Raw genomic sequence first — 24,897 nt, 5'->3', positions numbered from 1 at the left:
ACCCGAGCAGGCCTCGCGGTCCGTGCAGGTACGTGTCCGATGATTAACAGCAGCCAACCATTGACTCGAACCTTCTGGCGCAGGCCTTTCGTTTTCTGTGTCTGCTGGCTGGCTGCCGTTGTGATGTTCGCCGGCGCCGGTTTTGCTCAGGCGGCGCCATTCATCGGCAGTGGCTCCGGGCTACTCGGTTCGTACTGCAACCGCTTCTTTTGGAACGAGACTGACCCCTGCGACGGTAGCCCTGACGTCACCCGCATCGATGCCACCGTCGACTTCCGCATGAGCGACGGCGACTGGCCAGCGTCCGGCATCGACGACGACTTCTTCAGCGTCCGCTGGACCGGCCAGATCCAGGCGCAGTACACCGAAGACTATACCTTCCACGCCCTGCACGACGACGGCGTGCGGGTGTGGGTCGACGGCACGCTCGTCATCGACAATTATCAGGACCAGAACGACGCTTGGACCGACTCGAACAATCCGATCAGCCTGCAGCGTGGCCAGAAGTACGAGATCGTTATCGAGTACTACGAGAATCTCGGCGACCAGGACATGGTCCTCGGCTGGTCCAGCGCCTCGACGCCGTTTCGCACCGTCGTCCCCGAGAGCCAGCTCTATCCGCCCTCAGAGTCGTCGGCGAACCTGCTGGCGGCCTACCGCTTCGACGAGAGCGTTTGGGATGGCACGTCCGGTCAGGTGACCGATGCGTCGGGTAACGGGCGCGATGGCACCGGGCAGGGCGGCGCCGGCACGGCCTTCGCCGGCCCGGCGATCAGCGGCGACCCGGGCACCTGCGGCTACGGTACGTTCGACGGCGGCGACGATTACGTCTCCGTGTCGAACCTGTCCGACACGCTCAACAGCACCGCGACGCTCGCCTTCTGGGTACGCACGACCCAGTCCGGCAGCAGTACGGGCTACCAGTCCCCCGGCATCGCCGGTGTCGAAGAGGCGGGCGGCACCGACGACATCTTCTGGGGCTGGATCGACGGCAGTGGCCGCATCGGCATCTCAGTCGCGAACGATTTTGCCGCCGATCAGAAATCGACCAGCGCGATCAACGACGGCACGTGGCACCACGTCGCCCTCACGCGCGATGCGAGCGGCGGCGAGACCCGCGTCTACGTCGACGGCACGCTCGAATCCACCGGCAGCACGCCGACCGGGACAATCGGCAATGCGTTCGAGAGCATCGGCCGGATCGAGGACACCGGCGGCTCGCCCGAGTACTTCGAAGGCGACCTCGACGAAGTGCGCATCTATGACGGGGTGCTCGACGAGAGCGAGGTGCAGACCGTCTACAATGGCACCCATGCCTGTCCGGCAACACCAGGTGCGGGGAGCTGCAGCGCCACATTCCCAAGCGCCGTGCAGAATACCGCGAATGCGGGAAGCATCGACCTCGATTTCGAAGCGCAGGTGACCGATCCGGATAACCTGCTCGAGACGACTACGCTCAACGATAACGTTGGTTTCGGCAACACCAGCTGCGGCGGAACGGACTGCGCGGCCACCACGCCACTCGCGACGGTGCCCAATGTGCCGGACTTCCAGACGGCGAGCGGCGACAACGACGTCGGCACCCGAGGCAACGGCGCCCGCTCGTTCGCGCTCGGCGAGGAGGGAGAAACCGACTATGACCAGGTCCAGATCGGCAACAACGGGACGCTCAACGACAGCGGCAACTTCTCGACCTACCGTATCGACGATCTGCAGCTAAACTTCCGCTCGACGTGGAATCTCGCAGGTGGCGCTGACTACTACGTCGACGACATTACGCTGGGCACCCGAACGGAAATCAACGTAACCGGCAGCGGTACGGCCCGCCTGTTCGTGCGCGGTTCGGTGACATTTCCCTTTGGCTCCACGGTAAACTCGGGTGGAACGCCGGATCGACTGATCATCGTCGGCTACAATGACGTCACAGTGAATACTGGCGACTCGCAGCCAGTCAACGCGCTGGTGTACGCGCAGGGCGACGTCACTCTCGAGTTCCAGGACCAGGTCAACGGTGCAGTCGCTGCAGCCGGTGACGTCATCGTCGGCAACAGCGCCCAGGCTACCTATGATCAGGATGCCGTCTCCAGTGTCGACGACCGCGGCTTCTGCCCGACGGTGGACGCGTTCGATGGCTACGCGATCGACGTGGGCTCGGGGACGGCGAGCACGTGTCAACCGCGCACGGTGACCATCACCGCAGAGGACGACGCGGGTGATGCGTTGACTGACTACACGGGTACCGTGACTCTCGATACGAGCAGTGGCAACGCTACATGGTCGGTCGCGGATGCTGATGGCACACTCACGGATGCGACGGCCGACGACGGCACGGCGAGCTACAGGTTTGTCGACAGCGACAACGGCACGATCGAGCTCGACCTCGCCAACCAGCACGCCGATGACCTGACCATCACGGTCACCGAGAGCGATGGTGCGCCGAGCGCCACCTCATCCAATGTCTCTTTCCGTCACAATGCGTTCGTCATCGAGCCGCGTTCGGCGTTGGCCAACAAGGCGAATAATGATCTCGTCGTTGGCCTCGATCAGCCCTTCCAGGCTACGCTCGTCCGGCGTGATCCGCCGACGCCCTCGGGGCAGTGTGGCATCGCGACGAACTACGATGAGTCGAGCCAGGACGTGAAATTATGGGTCGAGCGCAACGCTGACGATCCAGGTGGCAACGCGCCGCAGGTGAATGGCACCGGACTGCCGAGTGGAGCGCCGGGCAGCACCAACGTCACGCTCGATTTCTCGGGCGGGACGCTCAGCCAGGCAGGCCGCGCTCAGTTCGCGCTCGCAACGAGTGACGTCGGTAAGTACGCCCTGATGATCGAGGACACAACCTTCGCCGAGGATGAGGCAGGCAATCCAAACCCGATCACCGGTGGCACGCCGGATTATGTCGTGCGCCCGTTCGGGCTGCGTTTGACGGCGAACGGCAATCCCGCTGCGGTTAACGCGACAGGCCCGGATTACCGCGTTGCCGCCACGGATTTCGATGTCACGGTCGCCGGCGTGGTCTACGACAGCGCAGACGACGACGGCGATGAAAACGGCACGGCAGATGACGGCATCCCGGACGGGCACACCGACGCCGATGCGAGCGCCGAGGCCGATCTGAATGACAACGCCATCACGCCGAGCTTCGGTCAGGAAGGCACGAACGAAACCGCGGAGGTGACATCGGCTCTCGTTGCGCCCTCGGGGGGAGCGTCGCCACCGCTGAACGGTGAACCGGTGACGTTCACGGACTTCGCCGGCGATGCAGATGGAGACGGCGCCGCGACGCGGCCGACGTCCTGGCCGGAGGTTGGGATCATCGAACTCGCTGCTACAGTCACGAACTACCTGGGCAGCGGACGCAGTCTCGAAGGACGGTCCGGCGAGGTTGGGCGCTTCAGGCCGGCTGAGTTTTCGGTTACTCCGGAAAACGGTGAGTTGATGCCGCCCTGTGCAGCAGCAGATCCTTTTGCGTATATTGGAAAAAATATTGCAATTGATTCCACTGCACCGGCGAACTTTGAGATCACAGCGCTGAATGCTCAGGGGAAGACCACTCAAAACTACACGCTCCCCGGATTTCAGTACCTGAGTGACGACGACTTGTCGGGTCCGGGTCAGGTGGAATACGGAGGTAAGCCGTACAGTCCTAACACAGATGGGGTCAACCGTGAGCTGACTTCGCCTAATGAAGCATCAGGCGTTATGAATTACAGAGTTACGGGAGATGTGGTTTATGAAAAGAGCGCCGGTTCCCGTCCTGATCCTTCTAAGCCTGAGCTCGCAGTTGATCTGTCTTCATTCAACGATGGGGATGGTGTTTCTTCCTCGTTTAATGACATGAATAAGCCTCAAGCACTGGCGGTTCCTGTGCCTGAGTTTAAAGTGCGGTACGGGCGCCTTCGTCTTGGGAATACCTACGGTCCTGAGACGCTGCCTCTTGTAATGCCAATGACTGCTGAGTTTTGGAATGGCTCAGACTTCGTTACCAATACAGAAGAAAATGGTTGCTGGCAGTATAACCCCCAGCAGGATCCGAAGCTTTTAGATCCTGTTGTCGCAGTCAATGAGAGTACTGATAAAGATTTTGGACTTAGCGAAGGAGAGCCCAATCCGGGGGGCAAGCCTAATGAGCCCGATGATGAGGATGGGCGGATCTGGTTGAAATACGATTCAGACAACAATATCGAGGAAAACAATACTCAGGGCGTTGAGTTTCCTGTTCCACGTTGGCTTCAGGACGATTTCGATGGCGACGGGTCGCTTGAGAACCCAACAGCCACCGCCACCTTCGGCGTCTATCGGGGCCACGACCGCATCATCTACTGGCGGGAGGTGGAGTAGGGGTTAATCCTCCTGCTCCGCCTCGTTTTCCATCCCAAGCTCCTTGATCTTACGCGTCAGCGTATTCCTCCCCCACCCAAGCAGGTTGGCTGCATCCCGCCGCCGGCCGCCGGTGTGCTTGAGGGCGGTCTCGATCATGATGCGCTCGAACTCCGGCAGGGCCGTGTCCAGGATGGGATGCTTGCCCTGTTTCAGGGCCCGGTCGGCCCAGTCGCGAAGCTGTTCCTGCCAGCTGCCAGCGGTGCTGCCGGCTTCTTCCTGCTCCAGCAGTTCCCGCGGCAGGTCGTTCACGTGGATCTCACGGCCGGAGGCCATGACGGTCAGCCACCGGCACACGTTCTCCAGCTGACGCACGTTGCCCGGCCAGGGCAGGGTGCTCAGGTAGCTCTCGGTCTCCTCCTTGAGGATCTTGGGCTCCACATTCAGTTCGCGCGCGGCCTTTTTCAGGAAATGGCGCATCAGCAGCGGGATGTCCTCGCGCCGCTCGCTGAGCGTCGGCAGGTGGACGCGGATCACGTTGAGGCGGTGGAAGAGGTCCTCGCGGAAGGTTCCCTCGCGAACCCGCTCCTCCAGATCCTGATGGGTGGCGGCGATGATGCGCACGTCCGCCCTTACAGGGGTGGCGCCCCCCACACGGTAGAACTCGCCGTCCGCTAGGACGCGCAGCAGGCGGGTCTGGGTATCCGCCGGCATGTCGCCGATTTCGTCCAGAAAGAGGGTGCCTCCGTGGGATTGCTCGAAACGGCCCTGGCGCGTGGCATTGGCGCCGGTGAAGGCGCCTTTCTCGTGACCGAACAGTTCGGATTCAATCAGGTCCCGGGGGATGGCCGCCATATTCAGGGCCACAAAGGGGCCGCCAGAGCGGGGGCTGTGGTTGTGCAGGGCGCGGGCGACAAGCTCCTTGCCGGTACCACTTTCGCCGTTGATGAGCACCGTGATGTTGGAATGCGAGAGACGGCCAATGGCCCGGAAGACCTCCTGCATTGCCGGTGCTTCGCCGATGATTTCGGCGTTCTCACCGGCCGCCTCGGCATCCCGCTCCCTGGCGCTCGAGCGCTGCTCCCGGCCGTGATCAATGGCCCGCTGGATGAGTGACAGGGCCTCGTCCACGTCAAAGGGCTTGGGCAGGTACTCGAAGGCGCCGGTTTGGTAGGAGGAGACCGCGCTGTCCAGGTCCGAATGGGCCGTCATGATGATAACGGGCACCATCGGGAACTGTTCACTGATCGAGCGCAGCAGCGTGATGCCGTCGATGCCGGGCATCCGGATGTCGCTGATGACGGCATCCGGCTGGTCCTGCTCAAGCCGTTCCAGTATGCCCTCGCCGCTTTCAAAGCTGACCGTTTCAAGCCCGGCGCGGCTTAACGCGCGTTCCAGTACCCAGCGGATGCTGCGGTCGTCGTCGATGATCCATACAGTGGCGCTCATTCGGAGGCCTCCAGGGGCAGAAAGATGATGAATCGGGTGCAGCCGGGCCGGCTTTCGCATTCCACCAGGCCCTGGTGCTGCCCAACGATGCTCTGGGTAATGGCCAGCCCGAGGCCGGTGCCGTCGGGCCGGCCGCTGATCATGGGGTAGAAGATGTTCGGCTGAAGCTCGCGCGGAATGCCTGGTCCGTTGTCGATGATGTCGACCCGGCAGACCAGGCGGTGGCGCGTATGCCCAATGGTGAACTGGCGTAGGGCGCGGGTGCGCATGGTAATCCTGGGCTCCGCGTCTTCCGGGGGAGACTTTGTGAGCACCTCCAGAGCGTTGCGGGCGATGTTCAGGATGGCCTGGATCAGTTGCTCGCGGTCACCCATGAACTCAGGGATGCTGGGGTCGTAGTCCCGCACAAGGCTGACCTGGCTGCCGCCTTCGGCCTCAAGCAGCGTGCGCACATGTTCCACAACGTCGTGGATGTTGGTGGGCGCGGTCTCGATAGCGCGGTTGGGGCCGAGCATCCGGTCCACCAGGCTTCGCAGGCGGTCTGCCTCTTCCATGATCACGCGGGTGAAATCACGCAGGTCCGCGTTCTCCAGTTCGCGCTCCAGCAGTTGAGCCGCGCCCCGGATACCGCCCAGCGGGTTCTTGATCTCGTGGGCCATGCCCCGAACCAGGGTGCGCGTGGTTTCCTGTTGGGTGAGAAGCTCCTCTTCGCGCGAGATGCGCTGGAGGCGGTCCCGCTGCTGGATCTCCATCAGCAGGAGCGGGTCATCGCCCGGGAACGGCGAGATGGAGTAATCCACACAGATCAGCTGGCCACTGGGCAGCAGCAGTTCCGCTTCACGCTTGGTGAAGGTATGGCCCGTGGCCGCAGTCTCTGTGAGGGTCTGCAGGGCAGCATCCGGCTCTACGAAGATACTGGTGACGGGCTGGCCCCGGATACGGTCGCCGCTGGTCTGGAGCAGCATTTCCGCAGCCGGGTTCAGGTAGCGTGTACGCTTGTCGTGATCGAGCACCAGGACCGCTGTCGCTAGGTTGTCCAGGATGCGCTGGTGCATGGGTTCGGTCATATGTCCCCTCCTGGGGCAGGTGTTGCAAGAATCAAACCAGATTCAGGTGTGGTGTAGGCGCGCTGCTGGGCCGAATCAGTGCACGGTCGGTTTTGCGGCTTGCGCCATCATAATGCAGCGGTATTTGATGTGCACCATTACAGTGCACGTGGCTCGGCAGTGTTTGAAGGCGATTGGGGGCCGGGCATATCGTGACCGAGCTCGCTCCCACCGGATGAGGTGTTATGTTCGAACCTGCCTTAATGCGAGTAGAGGGGATCCGTCCTGGCGTATGGGCAATCAGTTCAGTTGTGAGGGACGGTGGAGGGTGAATCGGGTGACATCCGAGGAACTGACCGTCTCGCCGTTCGCATTGACCACATGGATCACGACTTCGTGGGTACCCCGGTTCATGTTCTCCAGGGTGAAGCTGGTGCTGCGGCTCTGCCGCGTTCGCTCTCCATCCAGTTCGAGAGCGTAGTGGTGACCGGAACGCAGTGAGGGCTGCGATTGAAAGCGCACCACGACCAGGCCGTCACCGCGCCAGAAAGCGCTGTCGTGTTCCGGCTGGGTGACTTCGATGGACTGGTAGCCCTGCTGTCCGTCGTTTCCGTCGTCGCGTTCTGATTCGCTGCTGCGGTCACGGCGTTCGCGCGCCGTGCCATCGGGCAGGCTGACCTCGGGCAGGGGGTCCAGCTCCATGGCTTCACTGTCATCGTCGGCCGGCTCGTCTGAGTAGGTTACATTGCCGTTCTCGTCCTCGTGCCGGTAGATCTCGCCGGCAACGGTGCTGCCAGGGGGCAGGAGAAGGGCCAGAATCAGCACTGTAAGGGGAGTTGTTGAGCGCACTACGGAGCCTCCGGGTTCGGGACGTCGGATATCCTCTACTGATTATTGAAGCACCGCGTGGCCGATGCAACAAAAAACCCGGCGCGGGTTGCCCCGGGCCGGGTTTTGACAGGTACTGAGTCCGTGCTTAGACAGAGTAGTACATGTCGAATTCCACCGGATGGGTGGTCATATTGTAGCGGGTTACGTCCTCACGCTTAAGTTCGAGGTAGCCCTCGATCATGTCCTCGGTGAATACGCCACCACGGGTCAGGAACTCGTGGTCCGCTTCCAGCGCGTCCAGCGCTTCCTGGAAGGTTTCCGCCACGGTCGGGATCTCCAGTGCCTCTTCCTTGGGCAGGTCGTACAGATCCTTGTCCATGGCTTCGCCGGGGTGAATCTTGTTCTGGATACCGTCCAGGCCCGCCATCACCAGCGCGGAGAACGCCAGGTAGGGGTTGGCGGAGGCGTCCGGGAAGCGGACTTCCATGCGGCGTGCCTTGGGATTGTTGGTGTACGGGATCCGGATGGAAGCCGAGCGGTTGCGCGCGGAGTAGGCGAGCATGACCGGTGCTTCAAAGCCGGGAACCAGGCGCTTGTAGGAGTTGGTGGACGCGTTGGTGAAGGCGTTGATGGCCTTGGCGTGCTTGATGATGCCGCCGATGTAGTAAAGGGCGGTTTCGCTCAGGCCCGCGTAGCTGTCGCCGGAGAACAGGTTCTTACCGTCCTTCACGAGGGACATGTGCACGTGCATGCCAGAACCGTTGTCGCCAACCACCGGCTTGGGCATGAAGGTGGCGGTCTTGCCGTAGGCGTGGGCCACGTTGTGCACGCAGTACTTCAGGACCTGTACCTCGTCCGCCTTGCGCACCAGGGTGTTGGCGCCAACGCCGATCTCGCACTGGCCGGCGGTGCCGACTTCGTGGTGGTGCACTTCAATCTCGAGGTTCATCGCTTCCATGGCCGCGCACATGGCGCCACGCAGGTCGTGCAGCGAGTCCACCGGGGGTACCGGGAAGTAGCCGCCTTTCACACCGGGGCGGTGGCCGATGTTGTTGCGCTCAAAGTCCTCACCGGAGACCCAGGCAGCTTCCTCGGAGTGGATCTCGTACATGGCGGAGTCCATGTCGACTCGCCACTTGGCGGAATCGAACACGAAGAACTCGGGCTCGGGGCCGAACAGGGCGGAATCGGCAATGCCGGCGGACTTCATGTAGTCCTCGGCGCGGCGCGCCACGGAGCGGGGATCGCGTTCGTAGCCCTGCATGGTGGCGGGTTCTACCACGTCACAGGTGATGTTGAGCGTCGGTTCCTCGGCGAACGGATCCAGGGTTACCGCTTCATCGTCGGGCATCAGGATCATGTCGGATTCGTTGATGCCTTTCCAGCCGTTGATGGAGGAACCATCAAACATTTTGCCGTCGGTGAAGAAATCGTCATCGATCTCGCCAGTCGGCAGGGTAACGTGCATCTCTTTGCCCCGGCTGTCAGTGAATCGCAGGTCGACCCACTTGACGTCGTGTTCCTGGATCAGCTTCGTCGTGTTCTTGGACATGTCAGAACTCCATCTGTGGTTCATTTGAGTAGAGCAGAAGTGCTCGCGGCTCCGGCCCTGTGCACCGTGGTGGGGCCTTTGCAATTGCCTGAACTCCGTTAAGCAAAAGCTTTGCCAATTGCTGGAGGTGCCCTTTTTTGGCCGCAGAACAAGAGCTTGGTTTCATGATGGTGCGCTGAAGCACCTAAGTTGTGCACTTAAATAGTGCGGTTGTGCCTGAGGCAGACCCAGAATGGTGCATTCTCTGGTCGCCGGAGCGAGCCCCGCTTGCGAAGAACTGCTGACAGATCGCTTGCAGGACAAGCCCCTAACCGGGAGTTGTCACCATAACCTTGCCTGCAGAAGCAGAAACGAATCCGCCACCCTCATGGAATAAAGCAGTCTGTTCCTGTATACTCCGCGACCTTCGGTTAGGGCAGACCCGAGCCGGTCCCCATTCTCACCGCCCTTCATTCGAAATACCAGTGATTCAGAGGCCCTTTTCGTGATTGAGAACCTTCGCAACATCGCCATTATTGCACACGTTGACCACGGTAAGACCACGCTGGTCGACCAGCTGCTGCAGCAATCCGGGACCCTGGATCGCAAATCATCGGACACCGACCGTATCATGGACTCCGATGATCAGGAGAAGGAGCGGGGCATCACCATCCTCTCCAAGAACACCGCGATCAACTGGGGCGAATACCGCATCAACATCGTTGATACACCCGGTCACGCCGACTTCGGGGGCGAAGTGGAGCGGGTCATGTCCATGGTCGACTCGGTCCTGCTGTTGGTCGACGCCGTGGACGGCCCCATGCCCCAGACACGGTTCGTGACCCAGAAAGCCTTCGCCCAGGGGCTCAATCCCATCGTTGTGGTGAACAAGGTGGACCGTGAAGGCGCCCGGCCGGACTGGGTGATCAACGAAGTCTTCGACCTGTTCGACGCCTTGGGCGCCACCGAGGACCAGCTGGACTTCCCGGTGGTCTATGCCTCCGCTCTCAACGGCATTGCCGGTGAGGATCCGGATGCCCTGGAAGACGACATGGACTCGCTGTTCAAGATGATCGTCAACCAGGTTCCGGCGCCGAGCGTCGATCCGGATGCCTCCCTGCAAATGCAGGTTTCCTCCCTGGACTACGACCCCTACGTGGGCGTACTGGGCGTTGGCCGCATCAAGGGTGGCCAGATGAAGCCCGGCCAACAGGTGGCCGTGATCAACCGCGAGGGCGAGCAGCGCAATGCCAAGCTTCTGGAAGTGAAAGGTTTCCTTGGCCTGAGCCGCGTGAACGTTGATGAAGCCAATGCCGGCGACATTGTGTGCATCTCCGGCATCAGCAACCTGCGCATCTCGGATACGATCTGCAGCCGCGAGGCGCCTGAAGCCATGCCGGCGCTGACCGTGGACGAGCCGACCGTCAGCATGACCTTCCAGGTGAACGACTCGCCTTTTGCCGGTCAGGACGGCAAGTACGTCACCAGCCGCCAGATCAAGGAGCGCCTGGAGCAGGAACTGCTGCACAACGTGGCCCTGCGGGTTGAGCAGGGGGATGCGGCGGAGAAGTTCACCGTGTCCGGTCGTGGTGAGCTGCACCTGTCGGTGCTGATCGAGAACATGCGCCGCGAAGGCTTCGAGCTGGGGGTATCCCGCCCCGAAGTGGTGCAGCGCGACAACGATGGCACCAAGGAAGAGCCCTACGAGCAGGTGGTTGTCGACATCGAGGAGCAGCATCAGGGCTCCGTGATGGAAGAGATGGGTAACCGTCGCGCTGAGATGCAGAACATGGTGCCGGACGGCCGTGGCCGTGTGCGGATCGATTTCGTCATGCCGGCACGGGGCCTGATCGGCTTCCGCTCACAGTTCCTGACCCTGACCCAGGGGTCGGGCATCCTGACCCACGTCTTTGACCACTGGGGTCCGGTCAAGGGCGGCATGGCCGAGCATCGCCACAATGGCGCGATCGTTTCCATGGTCAAGGGCACGACCACGGCCTACTCCCTCTTCACGCTGCAGGACCGTGGCCGCCTGATGGTGGGCCCGGGTGCCGAGGTCTACGAGGGCATGGTCATCGGTATTCACGCACGGGAGAACGACCTGACCGTGAACCCGACCAAGGGCAAGCAGTTGACCAACGTCCGCGCCGCCGGTACGGACGAGAACCTGGTGCTGACGCCGCCGATCGAGATGACCCTCGAGAACGCGCTTGAGTTCATTGATGACGATGAGCTGGTTGAGGTGACGCCCAACAACCTGCGGGTTCGCAAGAAGCTGCTGACCGAGGTGGAGCGCAAGCGTTCCGGCAAGAAATAGGGTGGCCGAGCCTGCCCCGGGCGCCTAGACTTGGGGCATGCTGACCCTTTACCCGGAAATCGCCCCCTATGCCACCCATCGCCTGGACGTGGGGGATGGCCACAGCCTCTACCTGGAGGAGTCCGGGCATCCCGACGGGATCCCGGTGCTGGTGGTCCACGGCGGTCCGGGTGCGGGCAGTGACGGCACTGCCCGCCGTTTCTTTGATGCGGAACGTTACCGCATCATCCTCTTCGATCAACGCGGTTCCGGCCGCTCCACCCCCTTCGCTTCCGTTGAGAACAACACCACCGCCCATCTGCTTGGGGACATGGAGCGCATCCGCGACTTCCTCGGTATTGAATGCTGGCTTCTTTTCGGCGGCTCTTGGGGCTCCACACTCAGCCTACTGTACGCCCAGTCTCACCCGGAGCGGGTCCTCGGGCTGATCCTCCGGGGCATCTTCCTCTGCCGTGAGCGCGATATCCGCTGGTTCCTGCAGGACGGGGCGAGCCGGATCTTCCCGGATTACTGGGAGGATTTCATCGCTCTGATCCCGGAGAGTGAACGGGATGACCTGATGCGTGCCTACCATCGGCTGTTGCACAGCGACAACGAACTGGAGCGCCTGCAGGCCGCCCGCACCTGGGCCATCTGGGAGGGGCGCTGCGCCACCCTACATCCCAACCCGGCCGCGGTGGAGCGCTTCGGTCACGCGCACCTGGCGCTCTCCCTTGCCCGTATCGAGTGTCACTACTTCATCAACAGCGGTTTTATTGAAGAGGATCGGATCCTGGACAACCTGGATACCATCCGGGACAAGCCAGCCCGGCTGGTTCATGGCCGATACGATATGGTCTGCCCGCTGGATAACGCCGTGGCACTGCATGACGCCTGGCCGGAGGCGGACCTCTCCATCGTGCGTGATGCGGGTCACGCAGCGTCGGAGCCGGCGATCGTGGATGCGCTGATCCGGGCGACCGAAGCGATGAGTGATCGCTTCGGTCCCGATTTTGGCCTCCTGTAGGAGCCTGTTCTGCACGCGATAACCAGGGCCGCGAGGCGCGGCCCTGCAGGCGTGAAAGTCTTTGTAGGGGTTAGAGGCTGAAGGATTTTGCGTAGGTGACCTGGATGAACGTCGTCTGGCGAGCAGCGTCATCGGTATCCGAGTCCACCATGGTGCTGGTCGTGAACGACAGTTCGTCATTGAACTGGAAGGAAAGGTCCAAGTGGGTCATGTCTTCGCCGTATGCGCTGCTGGGATTCTCATCGTCGAAGATGTGTCGTCCCACGGCAATCCCGAAAGGCCCATAGCCATAGCTCGCATTGACGTACTGGTAATCGGCGCTGGTGATGTCGTTGTAGTAATCAACTCCAAATCCGTAAGCGCTGATACCAAGGTAAGCTTCTGAAAAGTCGCCAAAGCCTGTCTGGGAGACGTAGTTCCCATCGTCATCAACCTTGCTCTGATCAGGGTAGATGTAGTTGATAACCCCGGCATCAACGCTGACGTCTTCGGTAATATCAGTGGCATACCCTGCATACAGGTCGTATTCCTGTCCCGCACCACTGTCTCCGCTGGACGTCCAGACACCAGCGTAAGCACCGACGCCTGAGTCGAAGTCAAGGCTGCCGGCCACCTGGGCGTCACCATCGCCGAGGTCGGTGCCCCGCCACAGGTACATACTGGAGATGCCGAGGCTTGCGTCAACGCTGGGGTCGAAGGCAAGTGCCGTCGAAGTAGTCATCAGTGCAGCGCTCCCGATAAGGCCGGCGGCGAGAGTGCTGGCAAGGCGGGTACGTGTCGTTTTCATAATCTGAGCCTCCGTTGGCTTTTTTTGGGATTCCGTTGCAGTGCAACTTGCCTCGTTATGAGCAGGTGCCGTGCCTGATGGTCAAAAAATCCCGTAAAACAAGGAATAAACAGTACTTAATGGCCTGTCCGGTTCCGGCGAGCCTCCTTGGGCGGGTGGTTAGATCACCGAAATGGGGCATACTTATGGCTCAAGCCACTTTTTGGTGCGTTCTTTCCCGTGGGCAGGAGGAGTGGCACCATCACGAGCCATGTGTACGGGATAAGGGGGAGCTGTCTTGAAGGGCCTTATACAGCGTGTCAGCAGTGCCAGCGTCAGTATCGATGGCGAGATCGTGGGTGAGATCGGGGGCGGCCTGCTCCTGTTTCTGGGGGTTCAGAAAACGGATGGGGCAGCCGAGCAGAAACGGATGCTGGAGCGTGTGCTTGAGTACCGTGTATTCCCGGATGAACAGGGGCGCATGAATCGGAGCCTGAGAGACTGCGGCGGTGACCTGCTGGTGGTGCCCCAATTCACTCTGGCGGCGGATACCAGTAAAGGCAGCCGCCCTTCCTTCTCGTCCGCGGCCCGGCCCGAGCGTGGCGAATATTGGTTCAATGCCTTTGTGGACGCAGCCCGCCAGGAGGTGGATGTGGCCCCGCCCGGGATCGGGCATCTGGCTACGGGCCGTTTCGGTGCGGACATGCAGGTACAGCTGGTCAATGACGGGCCGGTAACGTTTCAATTGAGTGTCTAGTGGCGAGGTTTCTTTAGCCGGTGCGGGCTCAGTGGTATTCTGCCGGCTATGATTACAAGAGGGGGTTCCATGAAGCGGAAAGGAATTGTTTTGGCGCTGGCTGCTGTCGCGGCTGGCGGCGTTCAGGCGCAGGACCAAGAGCGGAGTGGCGACAGCGAGCTGACTCTGGCCGAGGTGGATGCGCTGACCCACCGGCTCGACATGATGCCGGAGATTTACGGCCAGCTTGGGCTGGTAATGGAGCACCGGGATACGGATGGTACGCCCGGCAGCGAAACCGCCTTCCGGGACAGCAACTCCTGGATCGGGCTGCGTAACCGCACCGAGCTCATGCCGGGTACGGAAGGCTTCTTCCGCGCCGAATGGACATCGATTCCCTCTGCTGATGAGGATCGTGACCGCATGTTCGATGAGCATGTCGAGTACGCCTATATCGGGCTTGAGGGTGACTTCGGGCGCATCTGGGGTGGTGTGGACGATACCGTCTACGAGCAGCAGTTGGATCGCGTGGCGAACTTCTTTGAAGGGGAGTACCGCGATGAGGATGGTGACACCGAACGCCACCTGTTTGGCCCTTACACCACGGGTCGTGACCGCTTGGTGCAGTACACCACGCCATCCTGGGGCGACTTCCAGCTGCATGCCGCCGTCCAGCTGAAAGAGGACGGAAACCCGGAAGTCGAGAACGATGAGGAAAAAGAGAGCCGTCCCTACCAGGCCGTACTGAGCTATACCCCCGGTAACTGGGAATGGGCACTGGGCATGGACTCCAACGACGGTGGCGAGGTGCTGGGGGCGACCCCCACTGAGCGGGAGCGCCTCGAGGCAGCCAATGAGAACACCTACGGCGGCCGCATGACCTACGACGGCGAGCGCTGGCACTTCACCGCCCAGTACCAGCACCGCAAGGACATCGCCAGCGTGGCGGCACTGCTGACCAGTTACCGCATCGGCCCCAACCGGTTCTCGATTTCCTGGGAGCGGGAGCGCGACGAACTGGAGCCTGAAACAGAAACCACCAACGCCTATACAGCTCAGGTTCTGCACGACCTGACCGAGTCCATGGCGGTGTACGTGGAAGGCTATAAAGCGAGCTCGAATGAGCAGACGCCGGACAGGTCCGATCTGATGATCGGCGCTCGTTACCGGTTCTGACCCATGAGCGAGACCGAGCTCAAGCTCAGCATGACCCCCGCCAATCTCGATCGGGCCGGGGGCTGGCTGAGTACCAGGGGTGCCGTGGAACAGAACGAGCCCCTGACGCTTCTCAACCGTTACTACGACACCCCGCAAGGGGCGCTTAACGCGGAACGGGTGGCGCTGCGGGTGCGTTCCACCGGCAGCGGCTACATCCAGACCCTGAAAACCCGTGGTCACCTCCAGGGAGCGGCACTGGCGCGCAGGGAATGGGAATGGAATAGGCCGGACGCTTCCCTGGATCTAACGCTCCTGGCTAATACCCCCATGGCGGATCATCCGGCCCTGACTCATCTGGAACCCGTTTTTGATACGGATTTCCAGCGCCGTGTGCTAATGCTTGACTGGTCCGAACAGGGGCAGTGGGCACGGATCGAATGCGCCCTGGACAATGGCGTTATCCGGGCCAGTGGGCAGGAGCAGCCGCTCTGTGAACTGGAACTGGAGCTGGTGGACGGCGATGCCGACATTCTCTCCCGGGTTGCAACAGCGCTGACTGCCAGCGTGCCGGCACTGCTCAACAGCATCAGCAAGGCCGAGCAGGGCTATCACCTGGCCGGTGTGGGCACACCGGGAGAGGCTGTCTCCGGAGCCACTCCCCAGGCCTGGCTGGATGCCCTGTGCCAGCTCTGGCTGTGGGACGACCCCTGCGGATGGGCGCATTTTCTTGAGCTGCACCGGGAGCTCTCGGACCGGGCGGAGGCAACAGGCGCCGGGGACTCCTACACTCAGGTGACCGCGGCGCTGGAATCCGCTGCGACGCAAGGCGAGTCGCCCCGGGAAGCCCTGACCACCATGCGCGGACTGGCACCGCTGCAACTGGCAGTGCTGACCTGAACCTGGCGACCGGCCAGCCGACAGCATACTGACAGGAAGGAAACCACCATGATGGACCCTCTGGACGACGGGGAACTGGCCCCGCTGCCGGATGCCCTCCGGGAGAAAGCTGCTGAAGGCTGGCGCAGCCTCATGGATATTGAATCCGCTGAGAGCCAGGCTCGCTTTGAGGCCCATCGTGAGAAAATCATCCAGGCCATTGCCCGCAGTGACTTCCTGTTCGAACAGTTGCGTCGTCACCCCGATGTGCTGGAGCCGCTGTTTGAGGCAGAGCTGCTGGCACGCCCCTGGTGCCCCGGCGAAATCCGGGAAGAATGGCAGGCGCAGCAGCCCCATATCCAGGAAGAGGCGGAACTCCAGAAGGCGCTGCGGACATTCCGGCGACGCTGGATGTTCCGGATCGTCTGGCGTGACCTGCTCGGTGATGCGGATCTCGAGGAAACCATGGGCGCCATGACCGAGCTGGCGGATGCCTGTATCGACGGCGCGGTCACATGGCTCTATGCCGACGCCTGCCGCGAGTGGGGCACGCCCATGGGGGCTGATCCGGTCACCGGCGAACACGTCGCCCAGCCCCTGCTGGTGATCGGCATGGGCAAGCTGGGAGCCGGCGAGCTCAATCTCTCCTCGGACATCGACCTGATCTTCGCCTACCCGAGCAGTGGTGAAACCGAAGGCGCCCGGCGTACCGTCGACAACCAGGTCTTCTTCAGCCGTCTGGGCCAGAGGCTGATCCGTGCGCTGGACCAGCCCACCGCGGACGGCTTTGTATTCCGGGTGGACATGCGGCTGCGCCCGAACGGCGAGAGCGGCCCCCTGGCCATGAGCTTCGACGCGCTGGAGACGTACTACCAGAACCAGGGTCGGGAATGGGAACGCTATGCCCTGATCAAGGCCCGGGTGGTCAGCGGTCCCAGGGAGCATGCCAGCCACCTCCAGCGGTTGCTGCACCCGTTCATCTACCGGCGCTACATAGATTTCTCCGCCTTCGAATCGCTGCGTGAGATGAAGAAACTCATCCAGCGAGAGGTGCGGCGGCGCTCACTGGAGAGCAATATCAAGCTGGGAGCCGGGGGCATCCGGGAGATTGAGTTTGTGGCCCAGGCATTCCAGCTGATCCGGGGCGGTCGTGAACCGGTGCTGCAGGAGCGCAGGCTCCGCGAAGTACTGTCCGCGCTTGGGAGTATGGAGCTGCTCCCGGATGAGGTGGTTGCGGACCTGGACAGCGCCTATGTCCTCCTGCGGGATACCGAGCATGCGCTACAGGGCATCGCCGACCAGCAGACCCAGACACTGCCCTCGGATGCGGTTGGCCGCGCACGGGTGGTACTGATCATGGGGTACGCGGACTGGGACGGCCTTGCTAGTGACCTGCAGGCACACAGGGAGCGGGTCAATGCCCATTTCGCGGACATTATCGCGCTGGAAGAGGACGGTGGGGAGGATGATGGCGGCCATGATGGCTGGGAGGAGCTCTGGGCGGGATCCGTGGGGCAGGACACGGCGACCCGGTGGCTGGAAAAGGCTGGGTTCGAGTCCGCCACTGAATCCCTGGAGCGGCTGAGGTCCCTGCGTGAAGGCCGGGCTGTGACCACCCTTCAGACTGAGGGGCGCCGCCGCCTGGATCGTTTCCTGCCACGGCTTCTGGCTGCCCTGGCGGAGGAGGATGCCCCGTCCGCCACCCTGGAGCGGGTGCTGCCGCTGGTCGAAGCGGTTCTGCGCCGCAGTGCCTACCTGCTGCTGCTCACGGAGAACCCGGGGGCACTGCGGGAACTGGTGCGCCTGTGTGCGGCCAGCCCCTGGATTGCGGACCAGCTGGCGGAGACACCACTGCTGCTGGACGAACTGCTTAACGCGGAAAGCCTCTACACGCCACCGGACAGGGATCAGCTGCAGGCGGACCTGAACCAGCAGATGCTGCGGATTCCGCTGGACGATCTGGAAGAGCAGATGGAGGCGCTGCGCCATTTCCGGAAGGCCCACGTGCTGCGGGTGGCCGCCTCCGAGATTCGCGGCACGCTGCCGCTGATGAAGGTCAGCGACTATTTGACCTGGACTGCGGAGGCCGTACTTGAGCACGTGGTGGTGTTGGCCTGGCACCATCTGACGCAGCGCTACGGCACACCCACGGATGACCGGGGGGAGCCCATCGAGAGGGATTTTGCCATCATTGGCTATGGCAAGTTCGGTGGTATCGAGCTGGGCTACACCTCGGACCTGGACCTGGTGTTCGTGCACGACAGTGATCCGCAGAACATGACCGATGGCGAGAAATCCATTGATAATGCGGTCTTCTATGCGCGTCTCGGGCAACGGGTAGTGCACATTCTTCAGGCACGGACCCCGTCCGGCCAGCTTTATGAGGTAGATATGCGCCTGCGGCCCTCTGGCAACTCAGGGCTGCTGGTCTCCACCCTGGATGCGTTCCGCAGTTACCAGGAACGCGATGCCTGGACCTGGGAGCACCAGGCCCTGGTGCGGGCACGCTGGGTAGCCGGGAGCCAGGCTTCCGGTGAAGGGTTTGCGCGGATCCGGCACGATATTCTGGCACGCGAACGCGACCCCGAGGCGTTGCGCCAGGAGGTCGTCATCATGCGCCAGCGCATGCGTGATGCCCATGCTTCCCGGGACCTCGAGGTGTTCCACATCAAGCAGGATCCTGGGGGGATCATTGATATCGAGTTCATGGTCCAGTACCTGATCCTGGCCTGGGCTGATCGGTACCCGGCCATTACCCGCCAGTCCGACAACATCCGCCAGATGGAATCCCTCGGCGAGGCCGGGGTTCTGGATACCGCCATGGCCGAGCGCCTGCGGGATGTATTCATCACCATGCGCTCGACCGTGCACCGCCGTGCTCTGCAACGCCTCAACAGCGAGGTGCCGGCGGACCAGTTCGAGGCCGAGAGGCGCTACGTCATGGAGTGCTGGCAGACTCTTATGCATCCGCCGACCGTTTAGGGGCTGCCGTCCCGTGCGCTATCCGGTTCTCATGGAGGGGCTGTTTCCTGCTAGAATCGTGAGCTTAATGCTCTGGCCTAAAACACAGACAAGAGGAGTTGGCGGCAATGTCGATGGCGGATCGTGATGGTCTTATCTGGCTTGACGGGGAACTGGTGCCCTGGCGTGATGCCAAAGTGCATGTGCTGACCCATACCCTGCATTACGGCATGGGCTGTTTTGAGGGCGTGCGGGCCTACAGCACGGGTGAGGGACCAGCGATCTTCCGCCTCCAGGACCACACCCAGCGCCTGTTCAACTCCGCGCACATCCTCAATATGAAGATGCCGTACGATCAGGAGACCCTCAACGACGCCCAGCGGCTGGTGGTTCGCGAGAACGGTCTGGCCTCCGCCTACATCCGTCCCATGGTCTTTCTCGGATCCGAGGGCATGGGGCTGCGGGCGGACAACCTCCAGGTGCACGTCATGATCGCCGCCTGGGAGTGGCCCTCGTACATGGCGCCGGAGGCACGGGAGCAGGGCATCCGCATCCGCACCTCCTCCTACACGCGTCACCACGTGAACATCACCATGTGCAAGGCCAAGGCCAACGGTAACTACATCAACTCCATGCTGGCCCTGAATGAAGCCATGGAGTGCGGTTACGACGAAGCCCTGCTTCTGGACAACGAAGGCTATGTGGCTGAAGGCAGCGGCGAGAACCTGTTCATTGTCCGCAATGGCGAACTTCATACACCGGAACTGACCTCCTGCCTGGATGGCATTACCCGCCGGAGCATTCTCGAATTCGCCCGCGAGCTGGACATTCCGGTCAGGGAGCGGCGGATCACTCGGGACGAGATCTACATCGCGGATGAAGCCTTCTTTACGGGTACGGCCGCCGAAGTGCTGCCCATCCGTGAACTGGACAGCCGCACCATCGGCAAGGGCAGCCGTGGCCCCATCACCGAACAGTTCCAGCAGATGTACTTTGATGCTGTGGAAGGGCGCCGCGAGCGCAACAGGGACTGGCTGACCATCGCCACCTGAACCCCGGGAACGCCCCAGAGATGGCCCGCTGGCTCTACTCACTGCTGCTGACGCTGCTTCTGCCTGGGATTCTGGCGTTCCTGTGGTACCGGGGTCTGAAGGACAGACGGTACCGCGAGCGCTGGTCGGAGCGGCTGGGGTGCGGGCCGGTGCCGGAAGCCTCCGGCATGCTCTGGATCCACGCGGCATCTGTTGGCGAGGTGATCGCCGCGACCCCCATGGTCCGGGCCCTGCGTGAAGAGGCGCCTCACCGATCAATCCTGATCACCACCATGACCCCGACCGGTGCCGAGAGAGTTCGCGCCGCCTTCGGGGATCAGGTGATGCACGCCTATATTCCACTGGATCTGCCCTGGATGGTGAATGCCTTCATCCGGCGGGTGAAGCCCGCGGCGCTGGTCATCATGGAAACCGAAGTATGGCCCAACCTGGTGCATGCCTGCGCCCGCCGCGGGATTCCAGTAACCCTTGCGAATGCCCGCCTCTCTGAGAAATCCGCCTCGGGTTATGCCCGTGTGGCACCACTGACGCTCCCGGCCTTCCGTTCCCTTGACTGGATCGCGGCCCAGTCGGATGCGGATGCGCAACGATTCCGCGCTATGGGCGTGCGCTCGCAACAGCTCTCGGTAACCGGGTCCATCAAGTATGACCTGGACATTCCGGAGGCGGTTCGCGCTGAGGCGGCCGCCCTTCGGGAGAGTTTCGGGGAAGGGCGGCCGGTCTGGATCGCGGCCAGCACCCATGATGGTGAAGATGACCCGATCCTGGCCGCACACCGCCGCCTGCTGGAACGTTACCCGCGGGCGCTGCTGGTACTGGTGCCACGCCACCCGGAGCGCTTTGATGCTGTGGCCCGGCTAGCTGAGCAGCAGAATCTGGTCCTGGCGCGCCGGACAGCCGCTGATGATCCTTCCAGCTCGCAGGTCTACCTCGCAGACACCATGGGCGAGTTGCTGATGCTTTTCGGATCTGCGGATATCGCCTTCATCGGCGGCTCGCTCATTGAGCGTGGTGGTCACAACCCGCTGGAGGCGGCGGCCTGGTCACTGCCGGTACTGACCGGCCCGCATGTCTTCAATTTCGCCAGCGTGTTTGAGCGCTTAGCGGATGAGAAAGCGGTGCGGTTTGTGGATGGCACAGATGCGCTGGTCATGGCGCTGGAAAAGCTTATGGGGGATGTCGTGGAGAGAGAAGCGCTGGGCCGGCACGGTCGGGCCGTGGTGGATGCCAACCAAGGCGCGGTGGCGCGCCTGGTGGAGGGCATCCTGGAGCGGTTACCCGGCTACTGATCCTGCAGGGGGACCACGTTATCCGATGGGATGCGGCGGTATTCGCCATCTCCGGTGTCCCCGTCGTCTTCCCGCTCCTCGCGCGTAACCTGCCGTGCCAGCCGTTCGATGCCAGGGGCCGTGGCGCTCAGCCAGCGGTCAAGTCCCTGCAGGTCCTGCGGGCTCAGCGTGCCGGCCACCTGTTTCAGCCGCAGTGTGTTGAGAACGTAGTCGTATCGGGCATTGGCGTAATCGCGCAGGGCCACATAGTAGTTCTGCTCGGCATCCAGTACTTCAACAATGTTGCGGGTTCCTACGTCGTAGCCGGCCCGGGTGGCATCGAGGGCGCTACGGCGTGAAACGATGGTCTGGCGCTGGGCATTGATGGTCTGGATATTGGTGGTGACGCGGCGGAAAAGTGACCGGGCATCAAGCCGGACATTGCGCCTGACGGTATCCAGCTCCCGTTCCGCCTGTTCCGTCTCCGAGCGCACGCGCCGCACACCGGCCTGGGTGCCGCCGCCACTGTAAAGGGGAATGTTCAGGGACAGTCCGACGGTAGTATCCGTGCGCGGATACTCCTCCATCGGATTTGGCTGCAGGGCGGGAGATCCTCCCGTTGACCCCGCGCCCGGGACATCAAAGTCGTTGTCCTGATGCTGGCGCTGGACCCGGGCGAATAGGTCCAGTGTGGGCAGGTGCTCGGAACGCGCGGCGCTGAGCTGCTCGCGGGTAGCCTCCACGGTGAGCTGCTGCGCCTTAAGCTCCCAGTTCTGCTCCAATGCGGTCCTGGCCCAGGCCTTGGGGCTGTCCGGTGACGGACTGTTGATCGGGAAGTCTGTTTCCAGCCGTTCCAGGGCTTCGGGGAACTGACCGGTCAGCCGTGCCAGGCTCTCGCGTTCGATGTCCAATTGGCTCCGGGCAGCGATCCGTTGCGAGCGGCTTGCGTCGTAGCCCGCACGCGCTTCCTCCACTTCAGTGGTGGCCACCAGTCCGACGTCATAGCGCTCCTTGGCCTGTTCCCACTGGCGCCTCAGGGCCGCCTCCTGGGCCTCGGCGGTATCCAGTTCGTCTTTGGCCCGAAGAACGTTGAAGTACTGTTCCGCCACCTTCAGCATCAGCCCCTGTTCTGCACGGGAGAGCTCCGCCGCCGCGACCTTGCTCTGCTTCTGGCTGGCCTGGAAGCCGTACCAGGCGTTAGCCCGGAACAGAGGCTGGCTGAGCTCGAGGCCATACTCATGGCTCGTCAGGTGGCCATCCAGTGTGTTGCGTTCGGTATAGGCGGACTCTCCAAAGGCGTCCAGCTGGGGCAGAAGCGGTGCCCTGGACTCATCCACGGCCGCCTCCCGGGCCCGCCGGGCAGCCTTTGCCGCTGCCAGCTCTGAATCATAGGAAAGGGCCTTGCGGTAGACTTCCATCAGTCCTTCGCCCTGAGCTGGGGTGACGGGGAGCAGCAGGGCCGCAATCAGTGCGGGAAGAGCGCGCGCTTTCATTGGTTCCCTCAAGCGTTGATCAGGATGGGCCGTGACCGGCGGTCACCATTATGGACAAGTTAAGGGTGAATCTCTAGACTCGAATTGACTGTCTTGACGGGGTGCCGGATCCGGCGGTGGTTTTCCGCCGGTTCTGGCTGAGATTGCGAATGCAGAACCCGCAGACCTGACCCGGTTAATACCGGCGTAGGGATCGAGACAAGCGGCAACGCTGACTCTGACCTAACAGATCTGCCTCTGCGTTCTCCCGTCCGTTCAATCATTAGCGGAGGAGAACCACCATGAACCCATCCGAACAGCTCCTGAGCGAGAACGAGCGCCTCAACGACGCCACGATCGACCAACTGCCGGCGTCACAGAAGGTGTACGTGACGGGCAGCCGCCCGGATCTGCGCGTGCCCATGCGCGAAATCCGGCTGAGCCCCACCGATACCGCTGAAGGGCCCGAGCCCAACGAACCACTGCGGGTCTATGACACCTCGGGCCCCTATACGGACCCCGAGGCGAGCATTGACCTGCGCCAGGGGTTGAGCCCCCTGCGTGCCAGCTGGATCGAAGAGCGGGGTGACACACAACGCCTGCCTGAGTTCAGCTCCGAAACCACCCGCCAGCGGCTGCGGGACCCGCGACGGGATGCCTTCCGCTTCGGCCGGCCGCCCAAGCCCCGGGTGGCCAGCGCGGATGGCAACGTCAGCCAGATGCATTACGCGCGGAAGGGCATGGTCACGCCCGAGATGGAATTCATCGCCATCCGTGAGGGCGTCAGCCCCGAGTTCGTGCGTGATGAGGTGGCGCGGGGGCGTGCCATTATCCCCAATAACATCAATCACCCGGAATCCGAGCCCATGATCATCGGGCGCAACTTCCTGGTGAAGGTCAACGCCAATATCGGTAACTCGGCGGTCACGTCCTCCATTGAGGAAGAGGTCGGCAAGCTGACCTGGGCGATCCGGTGGGGCGCGGATACCATCATGGACCTCTCGACCGGGAAGGACATCCACGAGACCCGGGAATGGCTGCTGCGCAACTCCCCGGTGCCGGTGGGGACGGTCCCCATCTACCAGGCTCTGGAGAAGGTGGATGGCGTAGCCGAGGACCTGACCTGGGAGCTGTTCCGTGACACCCTCATTGAGCAGGCGGAGCAGGGCGTGGACTACTTCACCATCCACGCCGGGGTACGCCTGCACCATGTGCCCATGACAGCGGAGCGCACCACGGGCATTGTCTCGCGTGGTGGCTCCATCATGGCCAAGTGGTGCCTTTCCCGCCACGAGGAGAGCTTCCTCTACACCCATTTCGAAGAGATCTGCGAACTCATGAAGGCCTACGATGTAGCCTTCTCGCTGGGCGACGGGCTGCGCCCCGGCTCCATTGCAGACGCCAACGACCGCGCCCAGTTCGCGGAACTGGAGACCCTGGGTGAGCTCACGAAGATCGCCTGGGAGCACGACGTGCAGTGCATGATCGAGGGCCCGGGCCATGTGCCCATGCACCTGATCAAGGAGAACATGGACCGCCAGCTTGAGTGCTGTGACGAGGCGCCGTTCTACACCCTGGGGCCGCTGACAACCGACATTGCGCCGGGCTATGATCACATTACTTCCGGGATTGGCGCTGCCATGATCGGCTGGTATGGTTGCGCCATGCTCTGCTACGTGACGCCGAAGGAGCATCTGGGCCTGCCCAACCGGGAGGATGTGAAGGAAGGGCTGATGGCCTACCGGATTGCGGCGCACGCGGCGGACCTGGCCAAGGGCCACCCCGGAGCCCAGCGGCGGGATGACGCGCTCTCGAAAGCGCGCTTCGAGTTCCGCTGGGAAGACCAGTTCAACCTCGGACTGGACCCCGAACGGGCCCGTGCCTATCACGACGAGACCCTGCCCAAGGATTCGGCGAAGGTGGCGCACTTCTGTTCCATGTGCGGGCCGAAGTTCTGTTCCATGAAAATCTCCCAGGAGGTGCGTGACTACGCGCGGGAGCATGGTCTGAACGACGAGGCAGCGCTGCGGGAAGGGTTGGCGGATAAATCCGCCGAATTCCGTGAACAGGGAGGGGATCTGTACCACGAAGTCTGAGACCAATGA

Annotated in this window: 16 protein-coding genes and 1 riboswitch; of the genes, 10 read left to right on the top strand and 6 right to left on the bottom strand. The window is 62.4% G+C overall.

The genetic code is table 11. The features are described from left to right. The first annotated feature begins 39 nt into the window (after window positions 1–39). On the top strand, window positions 40–4,344 hold the full coding sequence (locus H4I92_RS03285; RefSeq protein WP_077529247.1) for a DUF6701 domain-containing protein: 4,305 nt from the start codon (window positions 40–42) through the stop codon (window positions 4,342–4,344). 3 nt (window positions 4,345–4,347) lie between these two features. Here H4I92_RS03285 and glnG read toward each other — a convergent pair whose 3' ends face one another. From glnG to glnA, 4 genes are all read right to left on the bottom strand, one after another. After that, window positions 4,348–5,772: a nitrogen regulation protein NR(I) gene (glnG, locus tag H4I92_RS03280; protein ID WP_077529246.1), complete on the bottom strand. Its 1,425-nt coding sequence runs from the start codon at window positions 5,770–5,772 to the stop codon at window positions 4,348–4,350. Further along, window positions 5,769–6,839 carry a nitrogen regulation protein NR(II) gene (gene glnL, locus H4I92_RS03275; protein WP_077529245.1) on the bottom strand — a complete coding sequence of 357 codons (1,071 nt, stop codon included), beginning with the start codon at window positions 6,837–6,839 and terminating at the stop codon, window positions 5,769–5,771. Before glnL ends, glnG begins: the two co-directional genes overlap by 4 nt. A 279-nt stretch (window positions 6,840–7,118) precedes the next feature. Continuing rightward, entirely contained in the window at window positions 7,119–7,667 is a 549-nt protein-coding gene (locus tag H4I92_RS03270; RefSeq protein ID WP_179105617.1) for a DUF4124 domain-containing protein, read from the bottom strand. A 127-nt stretch (window positions 7,668–7,794) separates the two neighbouring features. Next, window positions 7,795–9,201: a type I glutamate--ammonia ligase gene (gene glnA, locus H4I92_RS03265; RefSeq protein WP_077529243.1), complete on the bottom strand. Its 1,407-nt coding sequence runs from the start codon at window positions 9,199–9,201 to the stop codon at window positions 7,795–7,797. A 484-nt stretch (window positions 9,202–9,685) separates the two neighbouring features. Here glnA and typA point away from each other — a divergent pair, with 484 nt between their 5' ends. Both typA and pip read left to right on the top strand, forming a co-directional pair. Then, on the top strand, window positions 9,686–11,497 hold the full coding sequence (typA, locus tag H4I92_RS03260) for a translational GTPase TypA (RefSeq protein WP_077529242.1): 1,812 nt from the start codon (window positions 9,686–9,688) through the stop codon (window positions 11,495–11,497). A 37-nt stretch (window positions 11,498–11,534) separates the two neighbouring features. Continuing rightward, the gene (gene pip / locus H4I92_RS03255) at window positions 11,535–12,503 is read left to right on the top strand and encodes a prolyl aminopeptidase (protein WP_077529241.1); all 969 of its coding nucleotides are present in this window, start codon (window positions 11,535–11,537) and stop codon (window positions 12,501–12,503) included. A 70-nt stretch (window positions 12,504–12,573) separates the two neighbouring features. Here pip and H4I92_RS03250 read toward each other — a convergent pair whose 3' ends face one another. Beyond that, on the bottom strand, window positions 12,574–13,290 hold the full coding sequence (locus H4I92_RS03250; RefSeq protein WP_077529240.1) for a TorF family putative porin: 717 nt from the start codon (window positions 13,288–13,290) through the stop codon (window positions 12,574–12,576). 277 nt (window positions 13,291–13,567) lie between these two features. On the opposite strand from H4I92_RS03250, the gene dtd reads away from it, so the two are divergent. The 6 genes from dtd (at window position 13,568) to waaA (ending at window position 21,341) form a co-directional block, all read left to right on the top strand. After that, window positions 13,568–14,026 (top strand): D-aminoacyl-tRNA deacylase, encoded by a 459-nt coding sequence (dtd, locus tag H4I92_RS03245; protein WP_077529239.1) that lies wholly within the window; start codon window positions 13,568–13,570, stop codon window positions 14,024–14,026. Window positions 14,027–14,095: 69 nt separating this feature from the next. Next, a complete protein-coding gene (locus tag H4I92_RS03240) occupies window positions 14,096–15,181 on the top strand; it encodes a porin (RefSeq protein ID WP_179105616.1) in 1,086 nt (361 codons plus the stop codon). 3 nt (window positions 15,182–15,184) lie between these two features. Beyond that, window positions 15,185–16,060: a CYTH domain-containing protein gene (locus tag H4I92_RS03235; protein WP_077529237.1), complete on the top strand. Its 876-nt coding sequence runs from the start codon at window positions 15,185–15,187 to the stop codon at window positions 16,058–16,060. Between the two features lie 48 nt (window positions 16,061–16,108). Beyond that, the gene (gene glnE / locus H4I92_RS03230; protein WP_218668125.1) at window positions 16,109–19,021 is read left to right on the top strand and encodes a bifunctional [glutamate--ammonia ligase]-adenylyl-L-tyrosine phosphorylase/[glutamate--ammonia-ligase] adenylyltransferase; all 2,913 of its coding nucleotides are present in this window, start codon (window positions 16,109–16,111) and stop codon (window positions 19,019–19,021) included. A gap of 107 nt (window positions 19,022–19,128) precedes the next feature. Further along, window positions 19,129–20,052 carry a branched-chain amino acid transaminase gene (locus tag H4I92_RS03225; protein ID WP_077529236.1) on the top strand — a complete coding sequence of 308 codons (924 nt, stop codon included), beginning with the start codon at window positions 19,129–19,131 and terminating at the stop codon, window positions 20,050–20,052. Window positions 20,053–20,072: 20 nt separating this feature from the next. Continuing rightward, window positions 20,073–21,341 (top strand): lipid IV(A) 3-deoxy-D-manno-octulosonic acid transferase, encoded by a 1,269-nt coding sequence (gene waaA / locus H4I92_RS03220; protein WP_077529235.1) that lies wholly within the window; start codon window positions 20,073–20,075, stop codon window positions 21,339–21,341. Here the strand turns inward: waaA and H4I92_RS03215 are convergent. Next, window positions 21,335–22,813 (bottom strand): TolC family outer membrane protein, encoded by a 1,479-nt coding sequence (locus tag H4I92_RS03215; protein WP_077529234.1) that lies wholly within the window; start codon window positions 22,811–22,813, stop codon window positions 21,335–21,337. The two genes, waaA and H4I92_RS03215, sit on opposite strands and share 7 nt — an antisense overlap. Window positions 22,814–22,900: 87 nt before the next feature. Then, window positions 22,901–23,023: riboswitch (TPP riboswitch) on the top strand. A gap of 71 nt (window positions 23,024–23,094) precedes the next feature. Here H4I92_RS03215 and thiC point away from each other — a divergent pair. Then, a complete protein-coding gene (thiC, locus tag H4I92_RS03210) occupies window positions 23,095–24,888 on the top strand; it encodes a phosphomethylpyrimidine synthase ThiC (protein WP_077529233.1) in 1,794 nt (597 codons plus the stop codon). Window positions 24,889–24,897: the final 9 nt, after the last annotated feature.

The organism is Vreelandella halophila, assembly GCF_019903425.1.
Lineage (GTDB): Bacteria > Pseudomonadota > Gammaproteobacteria > Pseudomonadales > Oleiphilaceae > Halospina > Halospina halophila.
Note: the sequence above shows the minus strand (reverse complement) of the source record. Positions and strands in the feature narration are given on the sequence as shown.

Coding starts and splice junctions, on each gene's coding strand:
- H4I92_RS03285 (WP_077529247.1), top strand. CDS start 40: ATGATTAACAGCAGCCAACCATTGACTCGAACCTTCTGGCGCAGGCCT.
- glnG (WP_077529246.1), bottom strand. CDS start 5,772: ATGAGCGCCACTGTATGGATCATCGACGACGACCGCAGCATCCGCTGG.
- glnL (WP_077529245.1), bottom strand. CDS start 6,839: ATGACCGAACCCATGCACCAGCGCATCCTGGACAACCTAGCGACAGCG.
- glnA (WP_077529243.1), bottom strand. CDS start 9,201: ATGTCCAAGAACACGACGAAGCTGATCCAGGAACACGACGTCAAGTGG.
- pip (WP_077529241.1), top strand. CDS start 11,535: ATGCTGACCCTTTACCCGGAAATCGCCCCCTATGCCACCCATCGCCTG.
- H4I92_RS03250 (WP_077529240.1), bottom strand. CDS start 13,290: ATGAAAACGACACGTACCCGCCTTGCCAGCACTCTCGCCGCCGGCCTT.
- H4I92_RS03240 (WP_179105616.1), top strand. CDS start 14,096: ATGAAGCGGAAAGGAATTGTTTTGGCGCTGGCTGCTGTCGCGGCTGGC.
- H4I92_RS03235 (WP_077529237.1), top strand. CDS start 15,185: ATGAGCGAGACCGAGCTCAAGCTCAGCATGACCCCCGCCAATCTCGAT.
- glnE (WP_218668125.1), top strand. CDS start 16,109: ATGATGGACCCTCTGGACGACGGGGAACTGGCCCCGCTGCCGGATGCC.
- H4I92_RS03225 (WP_077529236.1), top strand. CDS start 19,129: ATGTCGATGGCGGATCGTGATGGTCTTATCTGGCTTGACGGGGAACTG.
- waaA (WP_077529235.1), top strand. CDS start 20,073: ATGGCCCGCTGGCTCTACTCACTGCTGCTGACGCTGCTTCTGCCTGGG.
- H4I92_RS03215 (WP_077529234.1), bottom strand. CDS start 22,813: ATGAAAGCGCGCGCTCTTCCCGCACTGATTGCGGCCCTGCTGCTCCCC.
- thiC (WP_077529233.1), top strand. CDS start 23,095: ATGAACCCATCCGAACAGCTCCTGAGCGAGAACGAGCGCCTCAACGAC.